We start from the raw sequence: 20916 nt of genomic DNA on the forward strand, positions 1-20916 counted from the left end.
TCGGCGCGGAAATCGGCGGGCCGGTCATTCCGAAGTTCGTCGCCGGCGATATGCCCTAAGCGATCAATAAATATAAGCGCCCCAAGCGCTAGCCTCTCCCCCCGGCGACCCAAATCGCCGGGGGGTTTTACGTTCCAGGTAGGCTTTCTTCCCGCCCTTGCGACTTTCCAAGCGTTCTCGTTTCAACCGCTTGTTTCGGCAGGGAACGCTGACTATAAATTGAGCGGGGCGCAAGCTCTCGAGACATGTTCGAGACGAGCGCGCGTTGCGCCGCAAAGCTGGCGGCCCGCCCGGACGTCAAAGGCGACGGGTCGTTGAGGAGCATGCGCCGCCTTCATGTCCAGCCTTTCGGAAGTCTTTAACGCGAGCGCGGCGAACGCGTGGATATTCGTTCCCAGCGCCGTCGCGCTCGGGGCCTTGCACGGACTCGAGCCGGGACATTCCAAGACGATGATGGCCGCCTTCATCGTCGCGGTTCGCGGGACGGCGACGCAGGCGGTTCTTCTCGGTCTGGCCGCGACGCTCTCCCATACGGCGATCGTCTGGGCGATCGCCCTGACGGGCCTATATTTCGGCGCCCAATTCAACGCCGAAGCGAATGAGCCCTATCTCCAGATCGCCTCGGGCGCGCTGATCCTCATCGTCGCGCTCTGGATGGCGTGGCGAAACTGGCGCGACATCGCCGCTTCAAGCCGCGCGCGGAGCGCAGCGCAGGCGTCCGCCGCCGCGCACCGTCAAGAAAGCGGCGCGTCGCACGCGCATCTCCAGGCGCATGAGCGCGGCCGCGCCGAGGTCCAACTCGCCGACGCCGGCGTGCCGCACAGCCATGAGGAAGAGGAATTCGAAAGCGATCTTCTGGAGCTCGATCCGACCGTTTACGCCGACGCGCATGAACGCGCGCATGCGCTCGATATCGAACGCCGCTTCGCCCATAAGCGCGTGACGACCGGCCAGATCATTCTTTTCGGCCTGACGGGCGGCCTCATCCCCTGTCCGGCCTCGATCACTGTGCTGCTGCTCTGCCTTCAGGTCGGGCGCTTTGGCCTCGGCGCCGCGCTCGTCCTTTGTTTCAGCGTCGGCCTCGCGCTCACGCTGGTCTTCGTCGGCGTCGCCGCGGCGCTCGGCCTGCGTCACGCGGTTTCGCGCTGGCCGGCAGTCGAGAAGCTCGCGGCGCGGGCGCCTTTTCTGTCGAGCGCGATCGTCGCGACAATCGGCCTTTATACGATCGCGACCGGCGCGGCGGCCATCGGCTAGGCTCGCTACTCGCTTCCGTGGAACGCCGATTTGCGCACCTTGGCGGTGATCGGCGCGTCGAGGAAGAAGTCGAGCATGGCGTCGACGCGCGGATCGACGGCATAGGCCGAAAAATCCACGACGCCTTCCTCCATCAGCACATTCACATCGATGAGGAAATTGCCGGAGCAGCTCGCGGCGGGCCGCGTCAGAATCGCATGGGCGGCGTCGGCGACGATCTCGGGTTTGCGCGCATGGCGCATCGCCTCTTCGCCGCCCAGCAGATTGCCGACGGCGGCGGTCGCAATCGCGGTCTCCGGCCACAGCGAATTTACCGCGACGCCGGCTTTCGCCAAATCCCTGGCGAGGCCGAGCGTGACGAGGCTCATGCCATATTTCGCCATCGTATAGGCGAGGTTGGGCGAGAACCATTTGGGATTGAGGTCGAGCGGCGGCGATAAGGTGAGGATGTGCGGATTGGCGGCCTTGCGCAAATGCGGCAGCGCCGCCTTGCAGCACAGATAGGTCCCGCGCGCATTGATCTGCTGCATCAGATCGAAGCGTTTCATCTCCAGCGCGTCGATGCCGCGCAGATCGATGGCGCTGGCGTTGTTGACGAGAATGTCGACGCCCCCGAAAGAGGAGACCGCCTGCGCCATCGCCGCCTCGACTTGATCGTCGAAACGAATGTCGCAGGGCACGGCCAGCGCCTGCCCGCCGGCGGCCTCGATCTCGGCGGCGGCCGTGTAGATCGTGCCCGGAAGTTTCGGATTGGCGATCACGCTCTTCGCGGCGATGACGATATTCGCGCCGTCGCGCGCGGCGCGTAGCGCGATCGCGAGGCCGATGCCGCGGCTCGCCCCGGTGATGAAGAGGGTCTTGCCGGCGAGCGAGCGCGTCATTGGACGCTCGTTTTCGAGATGACGGGCGGGTTCACGCCGCGACCTGCGCCGGATAGCCCGCCTCGGTGATCGCTTTCGCGAGCGCCTCGGCGTCCCTGGGCGACGGCGTCACATCGACCCGGCCGGTCGCAAGATCGACCTTCACTTCCGCGCCAGGTTCGACCGCCTGCACCGCCTTGGTGACATGGCTGACGCATTTATTGCAGGTCATTTCCTTCACGCTGAATGTCGTCATGGCTTCCTCCTTGATTTCTTTCAGTTGTTCTCGCGTCTCGACGGCGGCGTCTTCGCGCGCCAATCCCGGCGGCTGGAAGCGGCGCAGCCGCAGCGCGTTCGACAGTACGAAGACGCTCGAGAGCGCCATGGCCGCCGCCCCGAGCATGGGCGAGAGCGTCATGCCGTTGACGGGATAAAGCGCGCCCGCCGCGACGGGAATAAGAAGGGCGTTATAGCCGAAGGCCCAGAACAGATTCTGTTTGATGTTGCGCATCGTCGCATGGGAGATGGCGAGCGCCGTCGGCACCTTGGCGAGATCGCCCGACATCAGCACGACATCGGCGGCCTCGATGGCGATGTCGGTTCCCGTGCCGATCGCTATGCCCGCGTCGGCCGCCGCGAGAGCCGGCGCGTCATTCACGCCGTCGCCGACGAAGGCGATCTTATTCGCTTCGCGCAGACGCTCAACTTCCGCGACCTTGCCCTCCGGCAAGACGCCCGCGACGACTTCGTCGATGCCGAGCCGCTTCGCGATGGCCCTGGCCGTCCGCGCGTCGTCGCCGGTGATCATCGCCGTCCTCACGCCCATGGCGTGCAGCGCGTCGATCGCGGCGCGGCTTGTGGGCTTCAATTCGTCGGCGACCGAGAGGATCGCCGAGAGCCTGCCGTCGACGGAAATATAAAGCGGCGTCTTGCCGTCGTCGGCGAGTGCGGCGGCTTTTTCGGAGAAAGGCGTCGCGTCAACGCCGAGCGTCGCCATGAAACGCTCCGCGCCGATGGCGAGCGTCTTGCGCTCGACGAGGCCCGTCACGCCCATGCCGGCAATGGATTTGAAGTCGGCGCAGGGCGCGAGCGCGAGGTCGCGGTCCTTGGCGGCGACGACGAGCGCCGCGCCGACAGGATGTTCCGACTGCGCCTCGACGCTCGCGGCGAGCCGCAGGAGTTCATTCTCCTCGTCGCCGCGCGCCGCGACGAGGTCGGTGAGCCGCGGCTTGCCAAAGGTGAGCGTGCCGGTCTTGTCGAAGGCGATCAGCGTCGCCTCGCGCAATGTCTGCAGCGCTTCGCCTTTGCGGAACAGCACCCCAAGCTCGGCGGCGCGTCCGGTGCCGGTCATGATGGCGGCGGGCGTCGCAAGGCCCATGGCGCAGGGGCAGGCGATGATGAGCACGGCGACGGCGTTGACGAGCGCATAGGTGAGGCGCGGTTCGGGGCCGATCAGCATCCAGACGACGAAGGTCAGCGCCGCGACCGCGAACACAGCCGGCACGAAGACGGCGGTGACGCGATCGACCAGCGCCTGAATGGGAAGCTTCGCGCCCTGCGCCTGCTCGACCATGCGGATGATGCCGGCGAGCGTCGTATCGGCGCCCACCCGCGTCGCGCGGAAGGAGAAGGCGCCGGAGCCGTTGACGGTCGCGCCCGTGACCGCCGCGCCCGGCTTTTTCGCCACGGGCTCCGGCTCGCCCGTCACCATCGATTCGTCGACATGGGAGGCGCCCTCCGTCACCACCCCGTCGGTCGGAATGCGCTCGCCCGGCCGCACCAGCACAATGTCGCCGACGCGCACGTCGTCGATATCGACGTCGAGGATCTGATTGTCGCGTTCGACGCGCGCGGTCTTCGGCTGCAAGCGCGCGAGCGCCCGGATCGCCTCGGAGGTGCGGCCCTTGGCGCGCGCCTCCAGATAGCGGCCGAAGAGAATGAGCGTGACGATGACGACGGAGGCTTCGTAATAGACATGGACCGCGCCCTCGGGAAGAAGCTGCGGCAGAAAGGTCGCGACGACCGAATAGAGATAGGCGCTGAGCGTGCCTGTCGCGACCAGGGCGTTCATGTCGGGCTGGCCGCGCAGCAGCGCCGGCACGCCCTTGAGGAAGAAGACGAGGCCGGGGCCGAAGAGAACGATCGAGGCGCAAAGGAAGGAGATGTGGCGGACCATCTCATGGCCGATCGCCGCCATCTCCCAGTCGTGGAAGCCGGGGATGACATGCGCGCCCATCTCCAGCGCGAACACCGGCGCGGCGAAGATCGCCGCGAAGACGAGGCGCCATTGCAGCGCGCGCATCTCTTCATTGCGCCGCGCTCGCTCGCGATCCTCGGCGCCGGCGCCCGCCTCGATCCCGCGCGGCTCGTAGCCCGCCGCGACAATGGCGGCGCGCAGGCGCTCGGCAAGGCCGGGGCCGGCGAGGGCGCGAACGCTCGCGCGCTCTGTCGCGAGATTGACCCTGGCGTCGATGACGCCGGGCACGCCGCGCAACGCCTTTTCGACATGGGCGACGCAGGAGGCGCAGGTCATGCCGCCGACGCCGAGCTCGATCGCCTCAATCACGGGCTCATAGCCCGCGTCCGACACGGATTTGACGAGCGCGGCGACAGTCGCGCCCGGCGCCAGCGCGACCTTCGCGCGTTCGGTCGCGAGATTGACGCTGGCCGACGTCACCCCCGGGGTATGGGCAAGCGCCTTTTCGACATGCGCGACGCAGGAGGCGCAGGTCATGCCGCGCACATTGAAATCGAGCGTCTCGCCGTTTACCGCTGGGTTTTGAGCGTCCATTTCCGCCGCCTCGCTCGCGCCGCCGTCGCGCGCGGATGAGTTTAATGAGTTTAGAGCCAACGGCGCGTGCGCGCCATATAGGCGCGATAGGCCGAGCCGAATTTGTCGAGAAGATGCCGCTCTTCCGGCTCGATCGCGAGCTTCGTCAGGGCGAAGGCGAGAGCCGGCGTCAGGAGAAGCGTGAAGGGAGAGCCGAGCAAAAGGCCGAGGCCGAAGACCAGCGCGACATGCGAGACATAGATGGGATTGCGCGAATAGCGGAACGGCCCCTCCGTGACGAGCGTCGAAACCGCGCGATGCGGCATGATCGTCGTGCCGTGGCGCGCAAGCAGCCGCGCGCACCACACGTCGTTCGCCAGCGCCATGACGATGATCGCGACCCCCGTCGCTTCCGCAACAGAGAAGGGGACGCGGTCGGAAAGCTTGCTTCCGGTCGCGGCGTCAAGCGCGAGGCCGGCCGCAAAGGTCGCCGCCATCAGGATCGGCGGCCAGGGCGTTCGGGAAGGCGGCTCATCGACGCGCGCGGGCCTGATCATACGGCTCCTCCGGGACGACATTCAATGATCTAGATTGCGGCGGAAGCCGGCTTTTTCAAGTGCGGCCCATTGTCAGGGTTGACTTGACGCCTGGCGCGTCCTGTGTCAAGTCTATCTTGACAGAGGAGCGACCGATGCGCGTCCTGCCCAAGCGAAAGCTGCGTTGTTCATTCTGCAAGAAGTCCGAGACCGAGGCCGCGCGGCTCATCGCCGGCGCGGCGGGCGGCTACATCTGCGACGACTGCGTCGGCGTATGTAACAAGATCCTTGACGCGACGCCCTCGCCGTTCAAAAGTTGGGACGAGCTTTCGGAGGCGCAATTGCTCTCCGCGATCAAGGCGAGCGAAGCGAGCGTGGGGGCGCTGCATTCCCTCATTCATGCGCAGGTGGCGGCGCTCCGCAAACGCGATGTAAGCTGGGCGGAGATCGGCAAGGCCCTGGGCGTGTCGCGGCAGGCGGCCTGGGAGCGCTTCTCCTGAGTAAAGTTCAATCCTTCATGCTCGAACGCTATCGGGAGGACCTCGCGAAGCTCGCCGCGCGCGACAGGCTGCGCGCGCTGGCGCCGCGCGCCGGCCTCGACTTCGCCTCGAACGATTATCTCGCGCTCGCCGAGTCGCCGGAGCTCGCCGCCGCGGCGTCGGCGGCGCTCGCGCGCGGCGTTCCGATCGGCGCGGGCGGTTCGCGGCTCCTGCGCGGCAATCATCCCGAGCATGAGGCGCTGGAGGGGGAAGCCGCGCGTTTCTTCGGTTCGGAAAGCGCGCTCTATTTCTCGGCGGGCTTTAGCGCGAATGAAGCGTTGCTCGCGACGGCGCCGCAACGGCACGATCTCATTCTTTACGATTCCCTCGTCCACGCCAGCGCGCATGACGGCATGCGCCTCTCTCTCGCCTTCTCCGCAAAATTTCCCCATAATGACGCGAGCGCCGCCGAGGAGGCGATCCGCGCCTGGCGCGGCAAGGGCGGCCGCGGCCGCGTCTGGATTGTCGTCGAAAGCCTTTACAGCATGGATGGAGACAAGGCGCCGCTCGATGATTTTTCCGCGCTCGCCGCGAAGAACGAAGCCTTTCTCGTCATCGACGAGGCGCATGCGACAGGCGTTTATGGCCCTGGCGGGCGCGGGCTCGCGGCGCGTTTCGAGGGCGCCGAAAATGTCGTGACGCTGCATACATGCGGCAAGGCCTTGGGGGTCATGGGCGGGCTTCTCTGCCTGCCGCGCGCCTTGCGCGATTTTCTCATCAACCGCTGCCGGCCCTTCATCTTCGCGACGGCGCCGTCGCCGCTCGTCGCGGCTATCGTGCGCGGGGCGCTGACGCTGATCGAGCGCGCGGACGACAGGCGCGCGGCGCTCGCCGCGCGCGTCGCCTTCGCGGGCGAAGAATTGCGGCGCGTCTGCGGGATCGAACCCTCCGGCTCGCAGATACAGCCGATTGTCGTCGGGGCCGATTCCCGCGCCACGACTCTCGCCGCCCGCATGCAGGCGCACGGCTATGACATTCGCGCCATTCGCCCGCCGACGGTGCCGGAAGGGGCGGCGCGGGTGCGCATCGCGCTCACGCTCCACGCCAGCGAAGAAGAGCTTGCCCGTATGATCGCACATCTTGGCGAAGAACTCGGAAGGCTTGAGCCATGAGCACACGTTTCGTCATCGTCGGAACCGACACCGGCGTCGGCAAGACCGTCGTCTCCGCCGCGCTCGTCGGCGCGCTCGACTCCTTCTACTGGAAACCGGTGCAGGCGGGGCTCGACGGCGAAACGGACTCGCAAACCGTCGCGCGGCTCTCGGGCGCTCCGGCGCATCGCATCCTGCCTGAGGCCTGGCGCTTGCGACGGCCCGCGTCGCCGCATCTCGCCGCGCGCGACGAGGGCGTCGCGATCGATATTGACGCGCTCGATCCGCCGCTGAGCGATGGCCCGCTTGTCATCGAGACGGCGGGCGGCGTCATGACGCCGCTGAATGGGGACGTGCTGACGATCGATCTCCTCCAACGCTGGCGCCTGCCGGTCGTTCTCGTCGCGCGCGTGAGGCTCGGCGTGATCAATCACAGTCTCTTGACGCTCGAAGCGCTCGGGCGGCGCGGCCTTGAAATTCTCGGCGTCGTTTTCGTCGGCGAGGAAGACGAGGGGGTCGAACGCTCGATCGCGGCGCTCGGCGACGTGCCCGTGATCGGTCGCCTGCCGGAACTCGATCCGCTCGATGCGCAAACCTTGCGCGCGGCTTGCGACGCCGGCATGGCGAAAGACGCTTTCGGAAGCGACATTTGAGCCTTGTGACCCAATCGCCCGTCTGGCGGCCTTTCACGCAGCATGCGCTGCAGCCCGGGGCTTTCAAGATCGCGCGGGCGGAGGGCGCCTGGCTCGAGGGCGAGGACGGCGCACGATTTCTCGACGCGATTTCCTCCTGGTGGGTGATCACGCACGGCCATCGCCACCCCATGATCACGCAGGCGATCCGCGAGGAGACCGAAAAGCTCGACCAGATCATTTTCGCCGGCTTCACCCATGAGCCGGCGGAGGCGCTGGCGCGCCGCCTCGTGGCGCTGACGCCGGAAGGGCTCGATTACGTCTTCTATTCCGACAGCGGCTCGGTCTGCGTCGAAGTCGCGATCAAAATGGCGCTGGGCTTCTGGCGCAATCGCGGCGAGGCGCGCGCGCGCATCCTCGCGCTGGAGCATGGCTATCACGGCGACACGGTCGGGACCATGTCGGCGGGCGCGCGCTCGCCTTTCAATGCGCCCTATGAGCCATTGCTATATGACGTGACGCGCATTCCTTTCCCCGCGGCCGGACGCGAGCAGGAGACGCTCGACGCGCTGGAGCGCGCTTGTCGCGAAAAGCCCGCGGCTCTCCTCGTCGAGCCGCTGATTCTCGGCGCCGGCGGCATGCTGATCTATGGCGGGCGGACGCTCGCCGAAATGAAGCGCATTTGCGAAGCCCATGGCGTTCTTTTCATCGCCGACGAAGTGATGACGGGCTTCGGGCGCACGGGAACGCTCTTCGCCTGCGAGCAGGCGGGCGTCGTCCCTGACATCGCCTGCTACGCCAAGGGCCTCACCGGCGGGGCGCTGCCGCTCGCCGTCACTATGTGCCGCCGCGAGATTTTCGAGGCGCATTTGTCGCCTGAGCGCGCGCGCGCCTTTTTTCATTCGAGCTCCTATACGGCGAATCCGATCGCCTGCGCGGCGGCGCTCGCCAATCTCGACATCTGGGCGACGGGCGAGCCGCAGGCGCGCGTCGAAAAGCTCTGCGATATGCAGGAAATGCGGCTGGCGCATTTCGCCGGGGACAAGCGCTTCTCCAATGTCCGGCGCCTCGGCGTCATTACGGCGCTCGACCTCACTGTCGCGGATAAAGGCTATCTTTCGACGATCGGGCTCGATCTGATGCGCTTCTTCAATGCGCGCGGCCTGCTGCTGCGCCCGCTCGGGGAGACCATCTATGTCTTTCCGCCCTATTGTGTGGAGGAAGCCGAACTCGATCTCGTTTACGAGGCGATCGACGAGGCGGCGGCGCGGTTCGGGAAGCCTTAGCGCGCTTTCCGATCAGACGATTTCGTCTGATCGATAAGAAATCGCGCCAAATCTATAAGCTGGAGCAAGTTCTGATCGAAAAAGTCTGTCAACTCTTTCGCGATTTGCTCTAACGCTCCAATTCCGTCTTCACGCTTTTTCCGCGTCCTTCGTCGGCGATCGCCTTCTCGCGCGCGAGGATTTCGTCCTTGAGCGCGCGGCGCAAAATCTTTCCGACATTGGTCTTGGGCAGGCTCTCGCGGAATTCGAAATAGCGCGGAAGCTTGTAGCTCGTAAGTTGTTCATGGGCGAAGGCGCGCAATTCCTCGCGCGTGAGGCTCGGATCGCGCGCGACGATGAAGGCCATGGGCGCTTCGCCCGAATGTTCGTGCGGCACGCCGATCACGGCGGCCTCCTTCACCTTCGGATGCTGGACCAGAATCTCTTCGACCTCGTTGGGATAGACATTGAAGCCCGAGACGAGAATCATATCCTTCAAGCGATCGACGATCTTGATGAGGCCGTCTTCCGCCATCATCGCGATATCGCCGGTTTTGAAAAAACCGTCGGCCGTCATCGCATTGGCGGTTTCCTCGGGCCTACGCCAATAGCCCGCCATAAGCTGCGGGCCTCTTATGCAGAGTTCGCCGCGTTCGCCGATGGGCGCGATGTCGCCCTCGGGCGTGCGCAGCGAGACTTCCGTCGAAGGGATCGGATAGCCGATCGCGCCGGTGAATTCGACGATGTCGGGGTGATTGATCGTGACGATCGGCGAGGTTTCGGTCAGTCCATAGCCTTCGACGATAGGCTTGCCCGTCAGCGCCTTCCATTTATGCGCGACGGTCTCCTGCGTCGACATGCCGCCAGAGAAATTGAACGCGAGACCGGAGAAGTCGACCGACTGGATTTTGGAGTGGTCCGCGAGCGCCGCGTAAAGCGTGTTCACGCCGCAAAACAGCGTGAAGGGCGTCTTGCGCAAAGTTTTGATGAAGCCGTTGAGATCGCGCGGATTGGCGATGAGCAGGCAGCAGCCGCCGACCTTGACGAGAAGCAGACAACAGGCCGTGAGCGCGAAAACATGATAGAGCGGCAGCGCCGTCACCATGATCAGCGGCTGGCGCGATTCGAGCAGCGGCTTCAGCCAGGCCCAGGACTGCTCGACATTGGCGGCGACGTTGCGATGAAGCAGCATCGCGCCCTTGGCGACGCCGGTCGTGCCGCCGGTGTATTGCAGGAAGGCGATGTCGTCGGGCGCGACGCGCAAGGGCTTGAACGGCTCCTCGGCGCCGGACTGCAGCACCTGCGAGAAGGCGACGCAGCCCGACAGACGATAGGCGGGAACCATGCGCTTGATCCAGCGCGAGGCGAGATTGACGATGAGGCCGCGCAGCCCCATGAGATCGCCGGGCTTCACGATGATGGCGCGCTCAAGCTTCATATGAGGCCAGGCGGCCTCGACCGTATGCGCGAAATTTTCGAAAACGAAGAGAAACCGCGCCCCCGCGTCGTTGATCTGATGCTCCAGCTCATGCGGCGTGTAGAGCGGGTTGACGTTGACCACGACGCCGCCCGCCATGAGCGCGCCGAAAAGGATCGCGGGATAGGCGAGAACATTGGGCGACATGATCGCGACGCGGTCGCCTTTCCGCAGGCCGCGCGATTGCAGCCAGGCGGCGACCGAGACGGCGGCCTTGCCGAGTTCGGCGTAGGTCAGCGTCGCGCCGAGGCTCTCCATCGACGGGCGATCGGGAAATTGCGCGACGCTCGCATTGAACATGTCGACGAGCGTCGAATAGGATGATCTGTCGATCTCCGGCGGAACGTCCTTCGGATAGGAGGCGAGCCAGGGCCGCGCCGCATAGGGGTCGTCTTTTCTGTCCGCGCCCGTCATATCGGCCTTGCGCTCCCGGCAATCGCTATGTCCGCATCCAAGAAATGTTCGTTTCCGCGAATCGGCGCCATTTTTCAAGATAGCGCGTCTAAAGCCGATAAAACGTTACTCAGGCGGCCGTCTATTGCTGCAATGCAGCGCGGGGCGTCAGGCGGCCGCGGACGGGGCGAAGCCGAGGCCAAAGAGAAGCGCGAGGCCGAGCGCGAGCACCAGAAGGGCGGCGAGAAGCTCCGCGCCGCGCGCGAGGACAAGCGCGCGTCGCGAGTCCTTCGTCCCGAATCGCAGAACCGCGCCCTTGGCGTAAACGGCGGTCGCGGCAAGCGCCCCCGTGGTGATGGCTGTGCCCGCCGACATCGCCATGACGGCGGCGGCGCCCGCCGCGAAAAGCCCCTGCGACAGCGTGAAGACCAGCACGAGAATGGCGCCGGAGCAGGGACGCAGCCCCGCCGCGATCACCGTCGCCGCTGCGTCCGCCCAGCGGAATTTCGGGCCCGCCAGCGTCTCCGGGTCGATCGCATGGACGCAGTTCGCGTCGTGAACATGACTGGGATCATCGATCGCCTCGCAGACGAAGCCGCCGCGCGCGACGGGCGCGGCCGCCAGAGCGCGCTGCGAAAAAGTGGAGTCCGGTTTTTCGCGCAAAGCGCGCTCTAAATTTTTGGAGCCGATCACGTTATCTGCATTTGGGCGATTCCGCCCAAATGCAGCGTGATCTAGCGGCGCGTCGAGGGCGGCGGCGAGCGCCCGGCCCTTCACGAAGACGAGCCTTGCGCCGAGCGCCGCTATGGCGGCGTAGCTCGCGAGCTCGATAAGGCGCGCGGCGTCGTTCATCTGCGGCGCCGTAGCGTGGAAGATCGCCGCCGCCGCGCCGACGACGCCGATCGCGACGAGCCCCTGCAGCAGGGCGGCGAGCCCCGCGAGCAGCAGGCCGCGCTTCAGCGCCGTCTCATTGGCGAGCATATAGGAGGCGAGCACCGCCTTGCCGTGGCCGGGACCCGCGGCGTGAAAGACGCCATAGGCGAAACTCGCCGCGGCGAGGACGAAAAAGGCGGAGCCGTCGGTTTTGAGCGCGCGCGCCGCTGTCTGCAATTCGCTATGGAACTTGTTCTGCCAGGCGAGGACGAGCCCCACAAAGCCTGTCGCCGCGCCGGGCGCCGCTTCCTGGCCGCCGACGGCGAATGGATGGCGCGCCTGGGCGAGGGCGGGCGAAGCCGCCATCGCCGTCACCGCCGCGCCGGCGAGCGCGATCCATAACCACCGGCGCTCGATCCTCACGGGCAGGCCACGATGGCCCGGGTCGCGAGCTTCATGCCGAAATCGGAGCCCGGCGACATGTTCTGGAAAAAAGCCTCGCTCAATTTTTGATTGTCCGTCGCCAGCAGCGGCGCGGGTTCGACGAGGCTGAGCGAGCATCCGGCGGGGGCCTGCGCCAGGGTGACGGGATTTTTCTTCTCAAGGTCGAAGGCGACGAAATAGGTCGGATCATAGACCTGAAAGGAAAAAGGCTTTTTCGCCGAGACGGGGTTCGCGAGCGGCAGGAAGAAGCGCAGCGTCACGATTTTCTTCTCATTGGCTTCCAGCGAGACGTTCTCCGGCGGCTTGAAGGCGAGTTTGGCGCTGTTCTGCTTGGCGAAGGTGAAGAATTCGAATTCGGCGAGCGATTCGACGTTGGTTTGCGCGAGCGGCGCAAGCTCCTCGGGCGTCGGCGGTTTTCCGTTCTTGCCGAGGCCCTGGACGGCGTAGGCCGAATACATTTCATCGAATTCCCAGGCATGCCGCACGCCCGCGATCTTGCCGTCGGCGGCGAAGACCACTTCGCTGCGCACGGCCACCCAGACATGCGGATGCGCGTCGGCGCCCTCCGGCAAGAGGAGGAGCGACAAGGCGTAGAGAAACGGTCCGATGCGGCCCTTCATGGACGCCTCTGTCTAGGTTTCGAAGGCGGCGAAAACGCGGCGCATGGCTTGCTCTATTCTAACGGCTCGCCCCGCCGCGACGAGCGAATCGTGCGCGCGCGTCGGATATGGGGGGCGACGAGGCCGCCGTAAATCACGAATTTCTATAGCAGTCACGGTTTGGGTTGCCAGAACGCCTTGTTTTGGGCAATTTCCGCCCGATCAGCATTCTGCTCGCTTTTGCCTCCGAGCGGCGTCTGGCGGCGGCCGGATCCAGACGCTTCTCGCGCGGCGGGGCGCGCCCGCATCATTCCGGCCATGACGACGCTCTTTTCTGTTTTTTCCCTCCTCTCCCTTAAAATCTGGCTCGTTCAAATGGCCGCCTATCATGGGTTCGGCCTGTGGTTCGAATGGCTCGACCGGAGCGGGAGCGCGGCGCGCTTCAAGGTGCGGCCGGCCGAGCATCGCAGCTATTTCGAGCTTTTGCCGCGCGTGCTCGCCAACCAGACTTTCGTGCTTCTGCCCGCCATGGCGGGGATGGAGGCGCTCGGCCTCGCCTATGTCGGCCCCGCCCATCTTTCGGCCGCCGCCGTCATTTTCGGCTTCGCTGGCCTGACGGTCGGCCACGACGTCGTCCAATATGTCGCCCACCGGCTGATCCTGCACGAACCGGCGACCCTGCGCCTGTTCGGCCATCATATTCACCACACCACCCGCGCGAGCCGCGCGATCAGCGCCTGTTATATGAGCGCGCCGGACTTCTTTTTCGAGATCGTCTGTCCTTATCTCATACCGCTCGCGCTCATCGGGGGCGGCGGGTCGAACGTCCTCTTCCATTCGGTCGTCGTCGCGGCCGGCGCCTTCGGCGGGCTTTACGAGCATTCCGGCTATGATTTCAGCGTCGATCTGCGCAAGGCGGGCGGCTGGCGCGAGCAGATCGGAAAGCTCCTGTCGAGCGAGGCGCACCGCGCCCATCACAGCTATGGCAATGTCAGCTTTTCCGACGGTTTCGGCTCGTCGAACATCTGCGACACCATATTCGGGACGCGCTGGGACCTCGCGGCGAAAGCGCGCGAGCGCTGAGCGCCGGAAAAGCGGCCGCAATCGCTTGGCGGCGGCGCGAGGCCCGCGATCATTGAATCGAGCCGCGCTCAGGGCATAGTGGAAAATTGGGGAATTTCTCCGGCCGGGCCCTGCCTCGGCGACGAAAATATGTCAAAATACAAAGTTAAAGCGTTGGTGATTCGTCGAATCGACAACGCACGTTGGAGCCTCGCGCGATATGGGATAAAACGTCTTCATGAGTCATCGGTCCATGAATGCGTTTTCGTATATTGAACTGGCGCATTTTATACGCCGAACCGGCGTCCGCTTCGGCGGAAAACGCGTCAAGGCAAGATCGCCCCGGCTTGGGCGGGGGCCATCAGGAGCAGGCCTCTCTTTGAGGCGGCCGTGATCTTGGTTGGCGGAGTAGGGCGTCGGTTCGCGGCAAGGAAGCCCGTCGAACGCGGAACATGCGCCCCGGATATGCGTCGCGCCGAATAGATGCGAGCAAGTAAGCGGCGTAGAGTTCTTTCGCGGGAGATGCACCAGCATGGGCGAGGCGGTCGCCTCAAACACTGATCCTGCCTTCGGCGAGGCGTCGCTCTCCGACCGTTTCGATCTTGGCCGCGCGCGGGTGCTCATGACCGGCACGCAGGCGATCGTGCGCTTGTTGCTGACGCAAAAAGAGCTCGACCGGCGCGCAGGCCTTACCACCGCGGGCTTCGTCACCGGCTATCGCGGCTCGCCGCTCGGCGGCGTCGACGCGCAGATGCACAAGGCCAAAGCGCTCTTCGACGCCAACGACATTCTCTATATGCCGGGCCTCAACGAGGATCTCGCCGCCACCGCCATCTGGGGCGCGCAGCAGGCGGAGATGCGCGGCGAGGGCAAATATGACGGCGTCTTCTCGCTCTGGTACGGCAAGGGGCCCGGCGTCGACCGCAGCGGCGACGCCTTGCGCCATGTCAATCTCGCCGGCGTCTCGCGCCATGGCGGCGCGCTCGCGCTTATGGGCGACGACCACACCGCCGAATCCTCCACGACCGCGCATCAGTCCGACTATCATTTCGTCGATGTGATGATGCCGATCCTGTCGCCGGCCGGCGTGCAGGAGATTCTCGATTACGGCCTCTATGGCTTCGCCATGTCCCGTTTCGCCGGCGTCTGGGTGGGGTTGAAGCTCCTCAAGGACACGGTGGAGTCGACCGCCTCGATCGACGGTTCGCTCGACCGCGTGCGCCCCGTGGCGCCGCTCGATTTCGTCCTGCCGCCGGGCGGGCTCAACATTCGCGCCGGCGACACGGTTCTCGCCCAGGAAGAGCGGATGCAGGAGATGAAGCGCGACGCCATGCTCGCCTTCATCCGCGCCAATCGCCTGAACCGCATCATCACCTCCGGCGGCCAGAATCCAAAGATCGGGATCATCACCGTCGGGAAGTCCTATCTCGACGTGCGCCAGGCGATGGACGATCTCGGGATCGACGAGGTCAAGGCCAATGATCTCGGCCTGCGCCTTTACAAGATCGCCGCGCCCTGGCCGCTGGAGCCTCACGGCCTGCGCGAATTCGCCCGCGGCCTCGACCTCATCATGGTCGTCGAAGAGAAGCGCTCGCTCATCGAAACGCAATTGCGCGAGGAGCTCTACGGCGCGCCGCATCAGCCGCTCTGCATCGGCAAGAAGGACGAGCGCGGCGACTGGCTGTTTCCGGTCAAGGGCGCGCTCGACGCCAATGACGTCGCCATCGCCCTCGGTCGCCGCCTCCTCAAATATCATCCGCTCGAAGAGATCGAGGCGCGCGTGCGCCGCCTCGAACGGCTGCAGGCCCGACGCCGGACGATGACGGACGTCACCTTGCGCGTCCCGCATTTTTGCGCCGGCTGCCCGCATTCGACCTCCACCCATGTGCCGGAGGGCTCGCGCGCCTATACCGGCATCGGCTGCCATTACATGGCGCAATGGATGGACCGCTCGACCGACGGCTACACCCATATGGGCGGCGAGGGCGCGAATTGGATCGGCGAGGCGCCGTTCTCGACGCGCAAACATATGTTCCAGAATTTGGGCGACGGCACCTACAACCATTCCGGGTCGCTCGCCATTCGCTTCGCCGTCGCGACCAACACCAACATCACCTTCAAGATTCTCTTCAACGGCGTCGTCGCCATGACCGGCGGCCAGAAACATGAAGGCGAGCTCACCGTCGAAGCCATCGCGCGCCAGGTCGCGGCCGAAGGCGTCACGAAGATCGCGCTGGTCAGCGACGAGCCGGGCAAATATGCGCCGACGATGGTTTGGCCGTCAGGACTGACCATCCATCACCGCAATGTGCTGAACGAGGTGCAGCGCGATCTGGCGGAGACGGAGGGCGTCACCGTCCTCATCTACGATCAGACCTGCGCCACCGAGAAACGGCGTCTGCGCAAGCGCGGGCTGATGGAGGATCCCGACTCCCGCGTCATCATCAATGAGCTCGTATGCGAAGGCTGCGGCGATTGCGGCGTCGCGTCGAACTGCGTCGCCGTGCAGCCGGTCGAAACCGAATTCGGCCGCAAGCGCCGCATCGATCAATCCGCCTGCAATAAGGACTTTTCCTGCCTCGAAGGCTTCTGCCCGAGCTTCGTCACGGTGCATGGCGGCCGCATGAAGAAAGCGCCGCTGCCTTCCAAAGAAGATACGAGCGGCCAGCCCGATCTCCCCACGCCGCGCATCGCCGAAATCGGCGCGACGCCTTATGGCGTTCTGGTCGCGGGTCTCGGCGGCACGGGCGTCGTCACCGTTTCCGCCATTCTCGGCATGGCCGCGCATCTTGAAGGCAAGGGCGTCGGCGTCATCGACATGGCGGGCCTCGCGCAAAAGGGCGGCGCGGTCTATTGCCATGTCAAGATCGGCCGCGCGCCGCAGGACGTGCACGCCATTCGCGTCGCCGCCGGCGAAGCCGACCTTCTGCTCGGCTGCGATCTCGTCGTCGCCGGCGCCAAGCAGGTGCTCGCCACGGTGGAGCAAGGCAAGACGGCGGTGCTCGTCAACAGCGCCGAGGTCTTCCCCGGCGACATCGAGCGCAATCCAGACTTCGTCCTGCCGTCGAACGAGATCAAGCAGGCGATCCGCCGCGCCGGGGGCCCGGAGACGACCTTCATCGACGTGACCGGCATGGCGCAGGCGCTTCTTGGCGACTCGATCGCCGCCAATATTTTCATCCTCGGCTACGCCTGGCAGAAGGGCTATCTGCCGCTTTCGGAAGCCGCGCTCCTGCGCGCCATCGAACTGAACGGCGAGGCCGTGCCGATGAATCATTCGGCCTTTCTCTGGGGACGCCGCGCCGCGCATGATCTGAAAAGCGTTCAGGCGGTGGTCGAGTCGCTGCGCCAGCCCGGCCGCGGCCGCGCGCAATCGAAGACGCTCGACGAAATCATCGAGCGTCGCGCCGCCTTTCTCGTCGACTATCAGAGTCGCGCCTATGCCGCGCGCTACCGCGCCCGCGTCGAGCAAATCGCCAAATTGGAGGCCGCGCGCACGCCGGGCTCGCGCGAATTGACGGAAGCGGTCGCGCGCTATCTCTTCAAGCTGATGGCGGTGAAGGACTATTACGAAGTCGCGCGGCTCTATACGGACGGCGCCTTCCAGCGCCAGCTCGACGAGACTTTCGAAGGCGATCTGCGCCTCGAATTGCATCTCGCGCCGAATCTTCCAGCGTTCCAGCGCAAGACCGATTTCGGCGGCTCGCGTAAGATCACCTTCGGCCCCTGGATGTTCAAAGTGTTGCGCGTGCTCGCCCGAATGAAGCATTTGCGCAATACATGGCTCGATATTTTCCGTTTCGATCACGACCGCGTGGTGGAGCGTCGTCTCCTCGACGAATATGAGGCGTTGCTCGACGAATTGATCGCGTCGCTCACGCCGGAAAATCATGCGGCCGCCGTCGCGCTGGCGCGATTGCCGGAAAAGATTCGCGGCTTCGGCCATATCAAGGCGCGCCATATCGCAGCGGCGGATGCCGAGCATGAGCGGCTCATCGCCGAATTCCGCCAGCCGGCTTCGGTGAAACTCGCCGCCGAATAATCCCGCTCGGAACAATGTCGTGATATTATTCGACTGGCGAGTGCGATCGTCATTCCCGATCGCGCGCAAGAAACGCGTGCGGAATGACATTCAAGAAGCCTTCGATTGGGTCGGTTGTGACGCGCGCGAATGAATTGACGGAAATCGGGGCGCAGGATGCGCTTTCGCTATCGCCTTTTTCGAGCGCTGCGCGCCGCCGCGTGCTCGTGCTCGGCGGCGCGAGCGAAGCGCGCGCGCTGTCTGCGCGCATCGCCGCCGATCCGCGTCTTTCCGGCGTCGTTTCCCTCGCGGGCCGCACCAGCGCGCCAGCGCCATATGATCTGCCGATGCGCGTCGGCGGGTTCGGCGGCGCCGAGGGCCTGGCGCGCTATCTGAAAGAAGAGCGGGTGACGCATGTCGTCGACGCGACTCATCCTTTCGCGGCGCGCATCTCCGCGAATGCGCGCGCCGCCTGCGCTGCCTTGAGCGTCCCGCTGCTCGCGCTGACGCGCCCGCCCTGGCGCAAGGCGCCGGAAGATTGCTGGATCGAGGTCGCCGACAACGCCGCCGCCGCCTTTGCCCTGGGGCCGGCGCCGCGCCGCGTCTTTCTCACGACCGGCCGACAGGGCGTCGCGGATTTCCGCGCCGCGCCGCAGCATGATTATCTCCTGCGCGTGATCGAGCCGCCCAATGCCGAGGAACTGCCGCCGCGTTGCGAGGTGATTTACGGGCGCGGCCCCTTTGCGCTCGAAGAGGAGCTCGCGCTGATGCGCGAAAAGCGCGTCGATATTATCGTCACCAAGAACAGCGGCGGGGCGCTCGCCTATCCGAAGATCGAGGCGGCGCGCGCGCTTCGCCTTCCCGTCGTGATGATCGCGCGGCCCGAGCCCGCGGGCGTCGCGACGACGCATGATCTCGACAGGGTCATGATGTTTCTAAACGCATGAGCCGCGCGCTGATGATTCAGGGCACGGGCTCCGATGTCGGCAAGTCGCTGATCGTCGCGGGCCTCGCGCGCGCCTTCGCCAATCGCGGCGTCAGGGTGGCGCCCTTCAAGCCGCAGAATATGTCGAACAACGCCGCCGTGACCGCTGATGGCGGCGAAATCGGCCGCGCCCAGGCCTTGCAGGCGCGCGCCGCGCGGCTTACGCCTCTCGTCGACATGAATCCCGTGCTGCTCAAACCGCAAGGCGCCTCGGGCGCGCAGATCGTCGCGCAGGGCCGTATGATCGGCCAAGCGAACGCGCGCGACTATCAGGAGCTGAAGCCGACCTTAATGCCGCGGGTTCTCGAAAGTTTCGCGCGGCTCAAGGCTCAGAGCGATCTTGTCCTCGTCGAGGGCGCCGGCAGCGCCGCCGAGATCAATCTGCGCAAGAACGACATCGCCAATATGGGCTTCGCGCGCGAGGCCGATGCGCCCGTCGCGCTTGTCGGCGACATCGACCGCGGCGGCGTCATCGCGCAAATCATCGGCTGCAAGGCGGCGCTCGATGAGGAAGACGCGGCGATGATCCAAGGCTTCATCGTCAATAAGTTTCGCGGCGACGCATCGCTGTTCGACGAGGGCATGCGCTTCATCGCGGAGCGCACGGGCTGGCGCGCGCTCGGCCTCGTGCCTTATTTCGACGAAGCCGCGCGCCTGCCGGCGGAAGACGCTTTCGGCCTGCGCGCGCAGCGCCGCGATAAGAGCGAGGGAGTCCTCATCGCCGTTCCGCTCTTGCCGCATATCGCCAATTTCGACGATCTCGATCCGCTGAAGGCGGAAGCCGGCGCGCAAGTCGTTTTCCTCCAGCCCGGCGAAGCCTTGCCGGCCGAGACGCGGCTCGTGATCCTGCCCGGCTCGAAGGCGACGCTCGCCGATCTTAAGGCGTTGCGCGACAATGGCTGGGATATCGACATTCTCGCCCATGCGCGGCGCGGTGGCCGCGTCTTCGGCGTTTGCGGCGGCTATCAGATGCTCGGCCGCTTCATTCGCGATCCTGATGGCGTGGAAGGCGCCGCCGGCGAAGCGCCGGGCCTCGGTCTCCTCGACGTTGAAACGACATTGACCGGCGCCAAGACCTTGACGCGCGTTGCCGGCCATGCGCTCGCCTTCGACGCGCCTTTCGCTGGTTATGAAATGCATGTCGGCGAAACCGCCGGCGCCGACTGCGCGCGTCCCGTCCTGCGTTACGAAGACGGGCGCGCGGATGGCGCCGCGTCGCGCAACGGGCGCGTCATGGGCGCTTATGCGCACGGGCTCTTCGCCGACGATGCCCTGCGCGCGTCGCTGCTGCGCCTCATCGGCGCCGCGCCCTCCGCGCTGCATTACGAAGACAGGATCGAGGAAACGCTCGACGCGCTCGCGGCGCATTGCGCGCGCCATATCGATCTCGACGCCTTGTGGGAGATGGCGCGGTGACGGCGCATCCCCCCATTCACGCGGCTCCCGTCGTCGCGCATGGCGGTCGGCTCGACGCCGCGCGCCGGCTCTATCCCGACGCCCCGCAGCCCTGGATCGATCTTTCGACCGGCGTCAATCCGCGCCCCTATCCGCTCCAGCCGCTGAGCGGCGAAATCTTTACGCGCCTGCCGGACGACGACGCCTTCGCCGCGGTCGAGGCCGCCGCGCGGCGCGCCTATCGCGCGCCTGCCGGCGTCGAGATCATCGCCGGCGCCGGAACGCAAAGCTTCATCCAGCTCGCGCCCCGCGTCTTTCCGGCGCGCCGCGTCGCGGTCCTTGGCTTCACTTATGCGGAGCACGCCGCCTCTTGGAGGGCGGCCGGCGCGCATGTCGAAACGGTCGAGACGATCGAGGCGCTGACGGAGAAAGACGTCGGCGTGATCGTCAATCCCAATAATCCCGATGGACGCCTCGTCGCGCGCGAGGAGATCGCCGCCGCCGCCGCGCGTATGACGCAGCGCGGCGGCCTGTTGATCGTCGACGAATCCTTCATGGATTTCACGCCCGAGCATAGCGTCGCCGGTTTTGCGCATGAGCCGGGCCTCATCGTGCTGCGCTCCTTTGGCAAGGCTTACGGCCTGCCGGGACTGCGGCTCGGCTTCGCGCTCTGCTCCCGCGCGCGCGCGGCGCGGCTCCGCGCGGCGCTCGGCCCCTGGG

General features: G+C 65.8%; 16 protein-coding genes. 10 read left to right on the forward strand and 6 right to left on the reverse strand.

The features are described 5' to 3' along the window. Nucleotides 1-336 precede the first annotated feature (336 nt). Nucleotides 337-1254: a nickel/cobalt efflux transporter gene (locus V3H18_RS13790; protein WP_332082652.1), complete on the forward strand. Its 918-nt coding sequence runs from the start codon at nt 337-339 to the stop codon at nt 1252-1254. 5 nt (nt 1255-1259) lie between these two features. Here V3H18_RS13790 and V3H18_RS13795 read toward each other — a convergent pair whose 3' ends face one another. From V3H18_RS13795 to V3H18_RS13805, 3 genes are read right to left on the reverse strand one after another with little or no spacing between them, the layout of a single operon-like run. Then, on the reverse strand, nt 1260-2135 hold the full coding sequence (locus V3H18_RS13795) for an SDR family oxidoreductase (protein ID WP_332082653.1): 876 nt from the start codon (nt 2133-2135) through the stop codon (nt 1260-1262). Nucleotides 2136-2166: 31 nt separating this feature from the next. Beyond that, nucleotides 2167-4905, reverse strand: a complete 2739-nt coding sequence (locus V3H18_RS13800) for a heavy metal translocating P-type ATPase (protein WP_332082654.1) — start codon at nt 4903-4905, stop codon at nt 2167-2169. Between the two features lie 50 nt (nt 4906-4955). Continuing rightward, a complete protein-coding gene (locus V3H18_RS13805; protein WP_332082655.1) occupies nt 4956-5441 on the reverse strand; it encodes a methyltransferase family protein in 486 nt (161 codons plus the stop codon). A gap of 134 nt (nt 5442-5575) precedes the next feature. On the opposite strand from V3H18_RS13805, the gene V3H18_RS13810 reads away from it, so the two are divergent. From V3H18_RS13810 to V3H18_RS13825, 4 genes are read left to right on the forward strand one after another with little or no spacing between them, the layout of a single operon-like run. Then, nucleotides 5576-5920, forward strand: coding sequence for a ClpX C4-type zinc finger protein (locus tag V3H18_RS13810; protein WP_332082656.1), 345 nt, complete (start codon nt 5576-5578; stop codon nt 5918-5920). Between the two features lie 17 nt (nt 5921-5937). Beyond that, on the forward strand, nt 5938-7071 hold the full coding sequence (locus V3H18_RS13815; protein WP_332082657.1) for an 8-amino-7-oxononanoate synthase: 1134 nt from the start codon (nt 5938-5940) through the stop codon (nt 7069-7071). Continuing rightward, the gene (gene bioD, locus V3H18_RS13820; protein ID WP_332082658.1) at nt 7068-7703 is read left to right on the forward strand and encodes a dethiobiotin synthase; all 636 of its coding nucleotides are present in this window, start codon (nt 7068-7070) and stop codon (nt 7701-7703) included. The genes V3H18_RS13815 and bioD overlap by 4 nt, the downstream gene beginning before the upstream one ends. Next, nucleotides 7700-8968: an adenosylmethionine--8-amino-7-oxononanoate transaminase gene (locus tag V3H18_RS13825; protein ID WP_332082659.1), complete on the forward strand. Its 1269-nt coding sequence runs from the start codon at nt 7700-7702 to the stop codon at nt 8966-8968. Before bioD ends, V3H18_RS13825 begins: the two co-directional genes overlap by 4 nt. 109 nt (nt 8969-9077) lie before the next feature. Here V3H18_RS13825 and V3H18_RS13830 read toward each other — a convergent pair whose 3' ends face one another. From V3H18_RS13830 to V3H18_RS13840, 3 genes are all read right to left on the reverse strand, one after another. Further along, a complete protein-coding gene (locus V3H18_RS13830) occupies nt 9078-10838 on the reverse strand; it encodes an AMP-binding protein (RefSeq protein WP_332082660.1) in 1761 nt (586 codons plus the stop codon). 147 nt (nt 10839-10985) lie between these two features. After that, nucleotides 10986-12113: a nickel/cobalt transporter gene (locus tag V3H18_RS13835; protein WP_332082661.1), complete on the reverse strand. Its 1128-nt coding sequence runs from the start codon at nt 12111-12113 to the stop codon at nt 10986-10988. After that, nucleotides 12110-12754: a DUF1007 family protein gene (locus tag V3H18_RS13840; RefSeq protein WP_332082662.1), complete on the reverse strand. Its 645-nt coding sequence runs from the start codon at nt 12752-12754 to the stop codon at nt 12110-12112. Before V3H18_RS13840 ends, V3H18_RS13835 begins: the two co-directional genes overlap by 4 nt. A gap of 354 nt (nt 12755-13108) precedes the next feature. On the opposite strand from V3H18_RS13840, the gene V3H18_RS13845 reads away from it, so the two are divergent. The 5 genes from V3H18_RS13845 to V3H18_RS13865 form a co-directional block, all read left to right on the forward strand. Continuing rightward, nucleotides 13109-13816, forward strand: a complete 708-nt coding sequence (locus V3H18_RS13845; RefSeq protein WP_332082663.1) for a sterol desaturase family protein — start codon at nt 13109-13111, stop codon at nt 13814-13816. Nucleotides 13817-14327: 511 nt separating this feature from the next. After that, nucleotides 14328-17837 carry an indolepyruvate ferredoxin oxidoreductase family protein gene (locus V3H18_RS13850; protein ID WP_332082664.1) on the forward strand — a complete coding sequence of 1170 codons (3510 nt, stop codon included), beginning with the start codon at nt 14328-14330 and terminating at the stop codon, nt 17835-17837. A gap of 83 nt (nt 17838-17920) precedes the next feature. Further along, the gene (locus V3H18_RS13855) at nt 17921-18763 is read left to right on the forward strand and encodes a cobalt-precorrin-6A reductase (protein ID WP_332082665.1); all 843 of its coding nucleotides are present in this window, start codon (nt 17921-17923) and stop codon (nt 18761-18763) included. Beyond that, the gene (locus V3H18_RS13860; protein ID WP_332082666.1) at nt 18760-20217 is read left to right on the forward strand and encodes a cobyric acid synthase; all 1458 of its coding nucleotides are present in this window, start codon (nt 18760-18762) and stop codon (nt 20215-20217) included. Before V3H18_RS13855 ends, V3H18_RS13860 begins: the two co-directional genes overlap by 4 nt. Beyond that, a partial coding sequence (locus V3H18_RS13865; protein WP_332082667.1) for an aminotransferase class I/II-fold pyridoxal phosphate-dependent enzyme occupies nt 20214-20916 on the forward strand: 703 nt, incomplete at its 3' end. The genes V3H18_RS13860 and V3H18_RS13865, both read left to right, overlap by 4 nt.

Origin of the sequence: Methylocystis borbori (assembly GCF_036576025.1) — a bacterium.
Lineage (GTDB): Bacteria > Pseudomonadota > Alphaproteobacteria > Rhizobiales > Beijerinckiaceae > Methylocystis > Methylocystis borbori.

What these genes read in the sequence shown, in the direction of transcription:
- V3H18_RS13810 (WP_332082656.1), top strand. Translation starts at nt 5,576, where the DNA reads ATGCGCGTCCTGCCCAAGCGAAAGCTGCGTTGTTCATTCTGCAAGAAG.
- V3H18_RS13800 (WP_332082654.1), bottom strand. Translation starts at nt 4,905, where the DNA reads ATGGACGCTCAAAACCCAGCGGTAAACGGCGAGACGCTCGATTTCAAT.
- V3H18_RS13860 (WP_332082666.1), top strand. Translation starts at nt 18,760, where the DNA reads ATGAGCCGCGCGCTGATGATTCAGGGCACGGGCTCCGATGTCGGCAAG.
- V3H18_RS13855 (WP_332082665.1), top strand. Translation starts at nt 17,921, where the DNA reads ATGACATTCAAGAAGCCTTCGATTGGGTCGGTTGTGACGCGCGCGAAT.
- V3H18_RS13795 (WP_332082653.1), bottom strand. Translation starts at nt 2,135, where the DNA reads ATGACGCGCTCGCTCGCCGGCAAGACCCTCTTCATCACCGGGGCGAGC.
- V3H18_RS13790 (WP_332082652.1), top strand. Translation starts at nt 337, where the DNA reads ATGTCCAGCCTTTCGGAAGTCTTTAACGCGAGCGCGGCGAACGCGTGG.
- V3H18_RS13805 (WP_332082655.1), bottom strand. Translation starts at nt 5,441, where the DNA reads ATGATCAGGCCCGCGCGCGTCGATGAGCCGCCTTCCCGAACGCCCTGG.
- V3H18_RS13840 (WP_332082662.1), bottom strand. Translation starts at nt 12,754, where the DNA reads ATGAAGGGCCGCATCGGACCGTTTCTCTACGCCTTGTCGCTCCTCCTC.
- V3H18_RS13830 (WP_332082660.1), bottom strand. Translation starts at nt 10,838, where the DNA reads ATGACGGGCGCGGACAGAAAAGACGACCCCTATGCGGCGCGGCCCTGG.
- bioD (WP_332082658.1), top strand. Translation starts at nt 7,068, where the DNA reads ATGAGCACACGTTTCGTCATCGTCGGAACCGACACCGGCGTCGGCAAG.
- V3H18_RS13850 (WP_332082664.1), top strand. Translation starts at nt 14,328, where the DNA reads ATGGGCGAGGCGGTCGCCTCAAACACTGATCCTGCCTTCGGCGAGGCG.
- V3H18_RS13845 (WP_332082663.1), top strand. Translation starts at nt 13,109, where the DNA reads ATGGCCGCCTATCATGGGTTCGGCCTGTGGTTCGAATGGCTCGACCGG.
- V3H18_RS13815 (WP_332082657.1), top strand. Translation starts at nt 5,938, where the DNA reads ATGCTCGAACGCTATCGGGAGGACCTCGCGAAGCTCGCCGCGCGCGAC.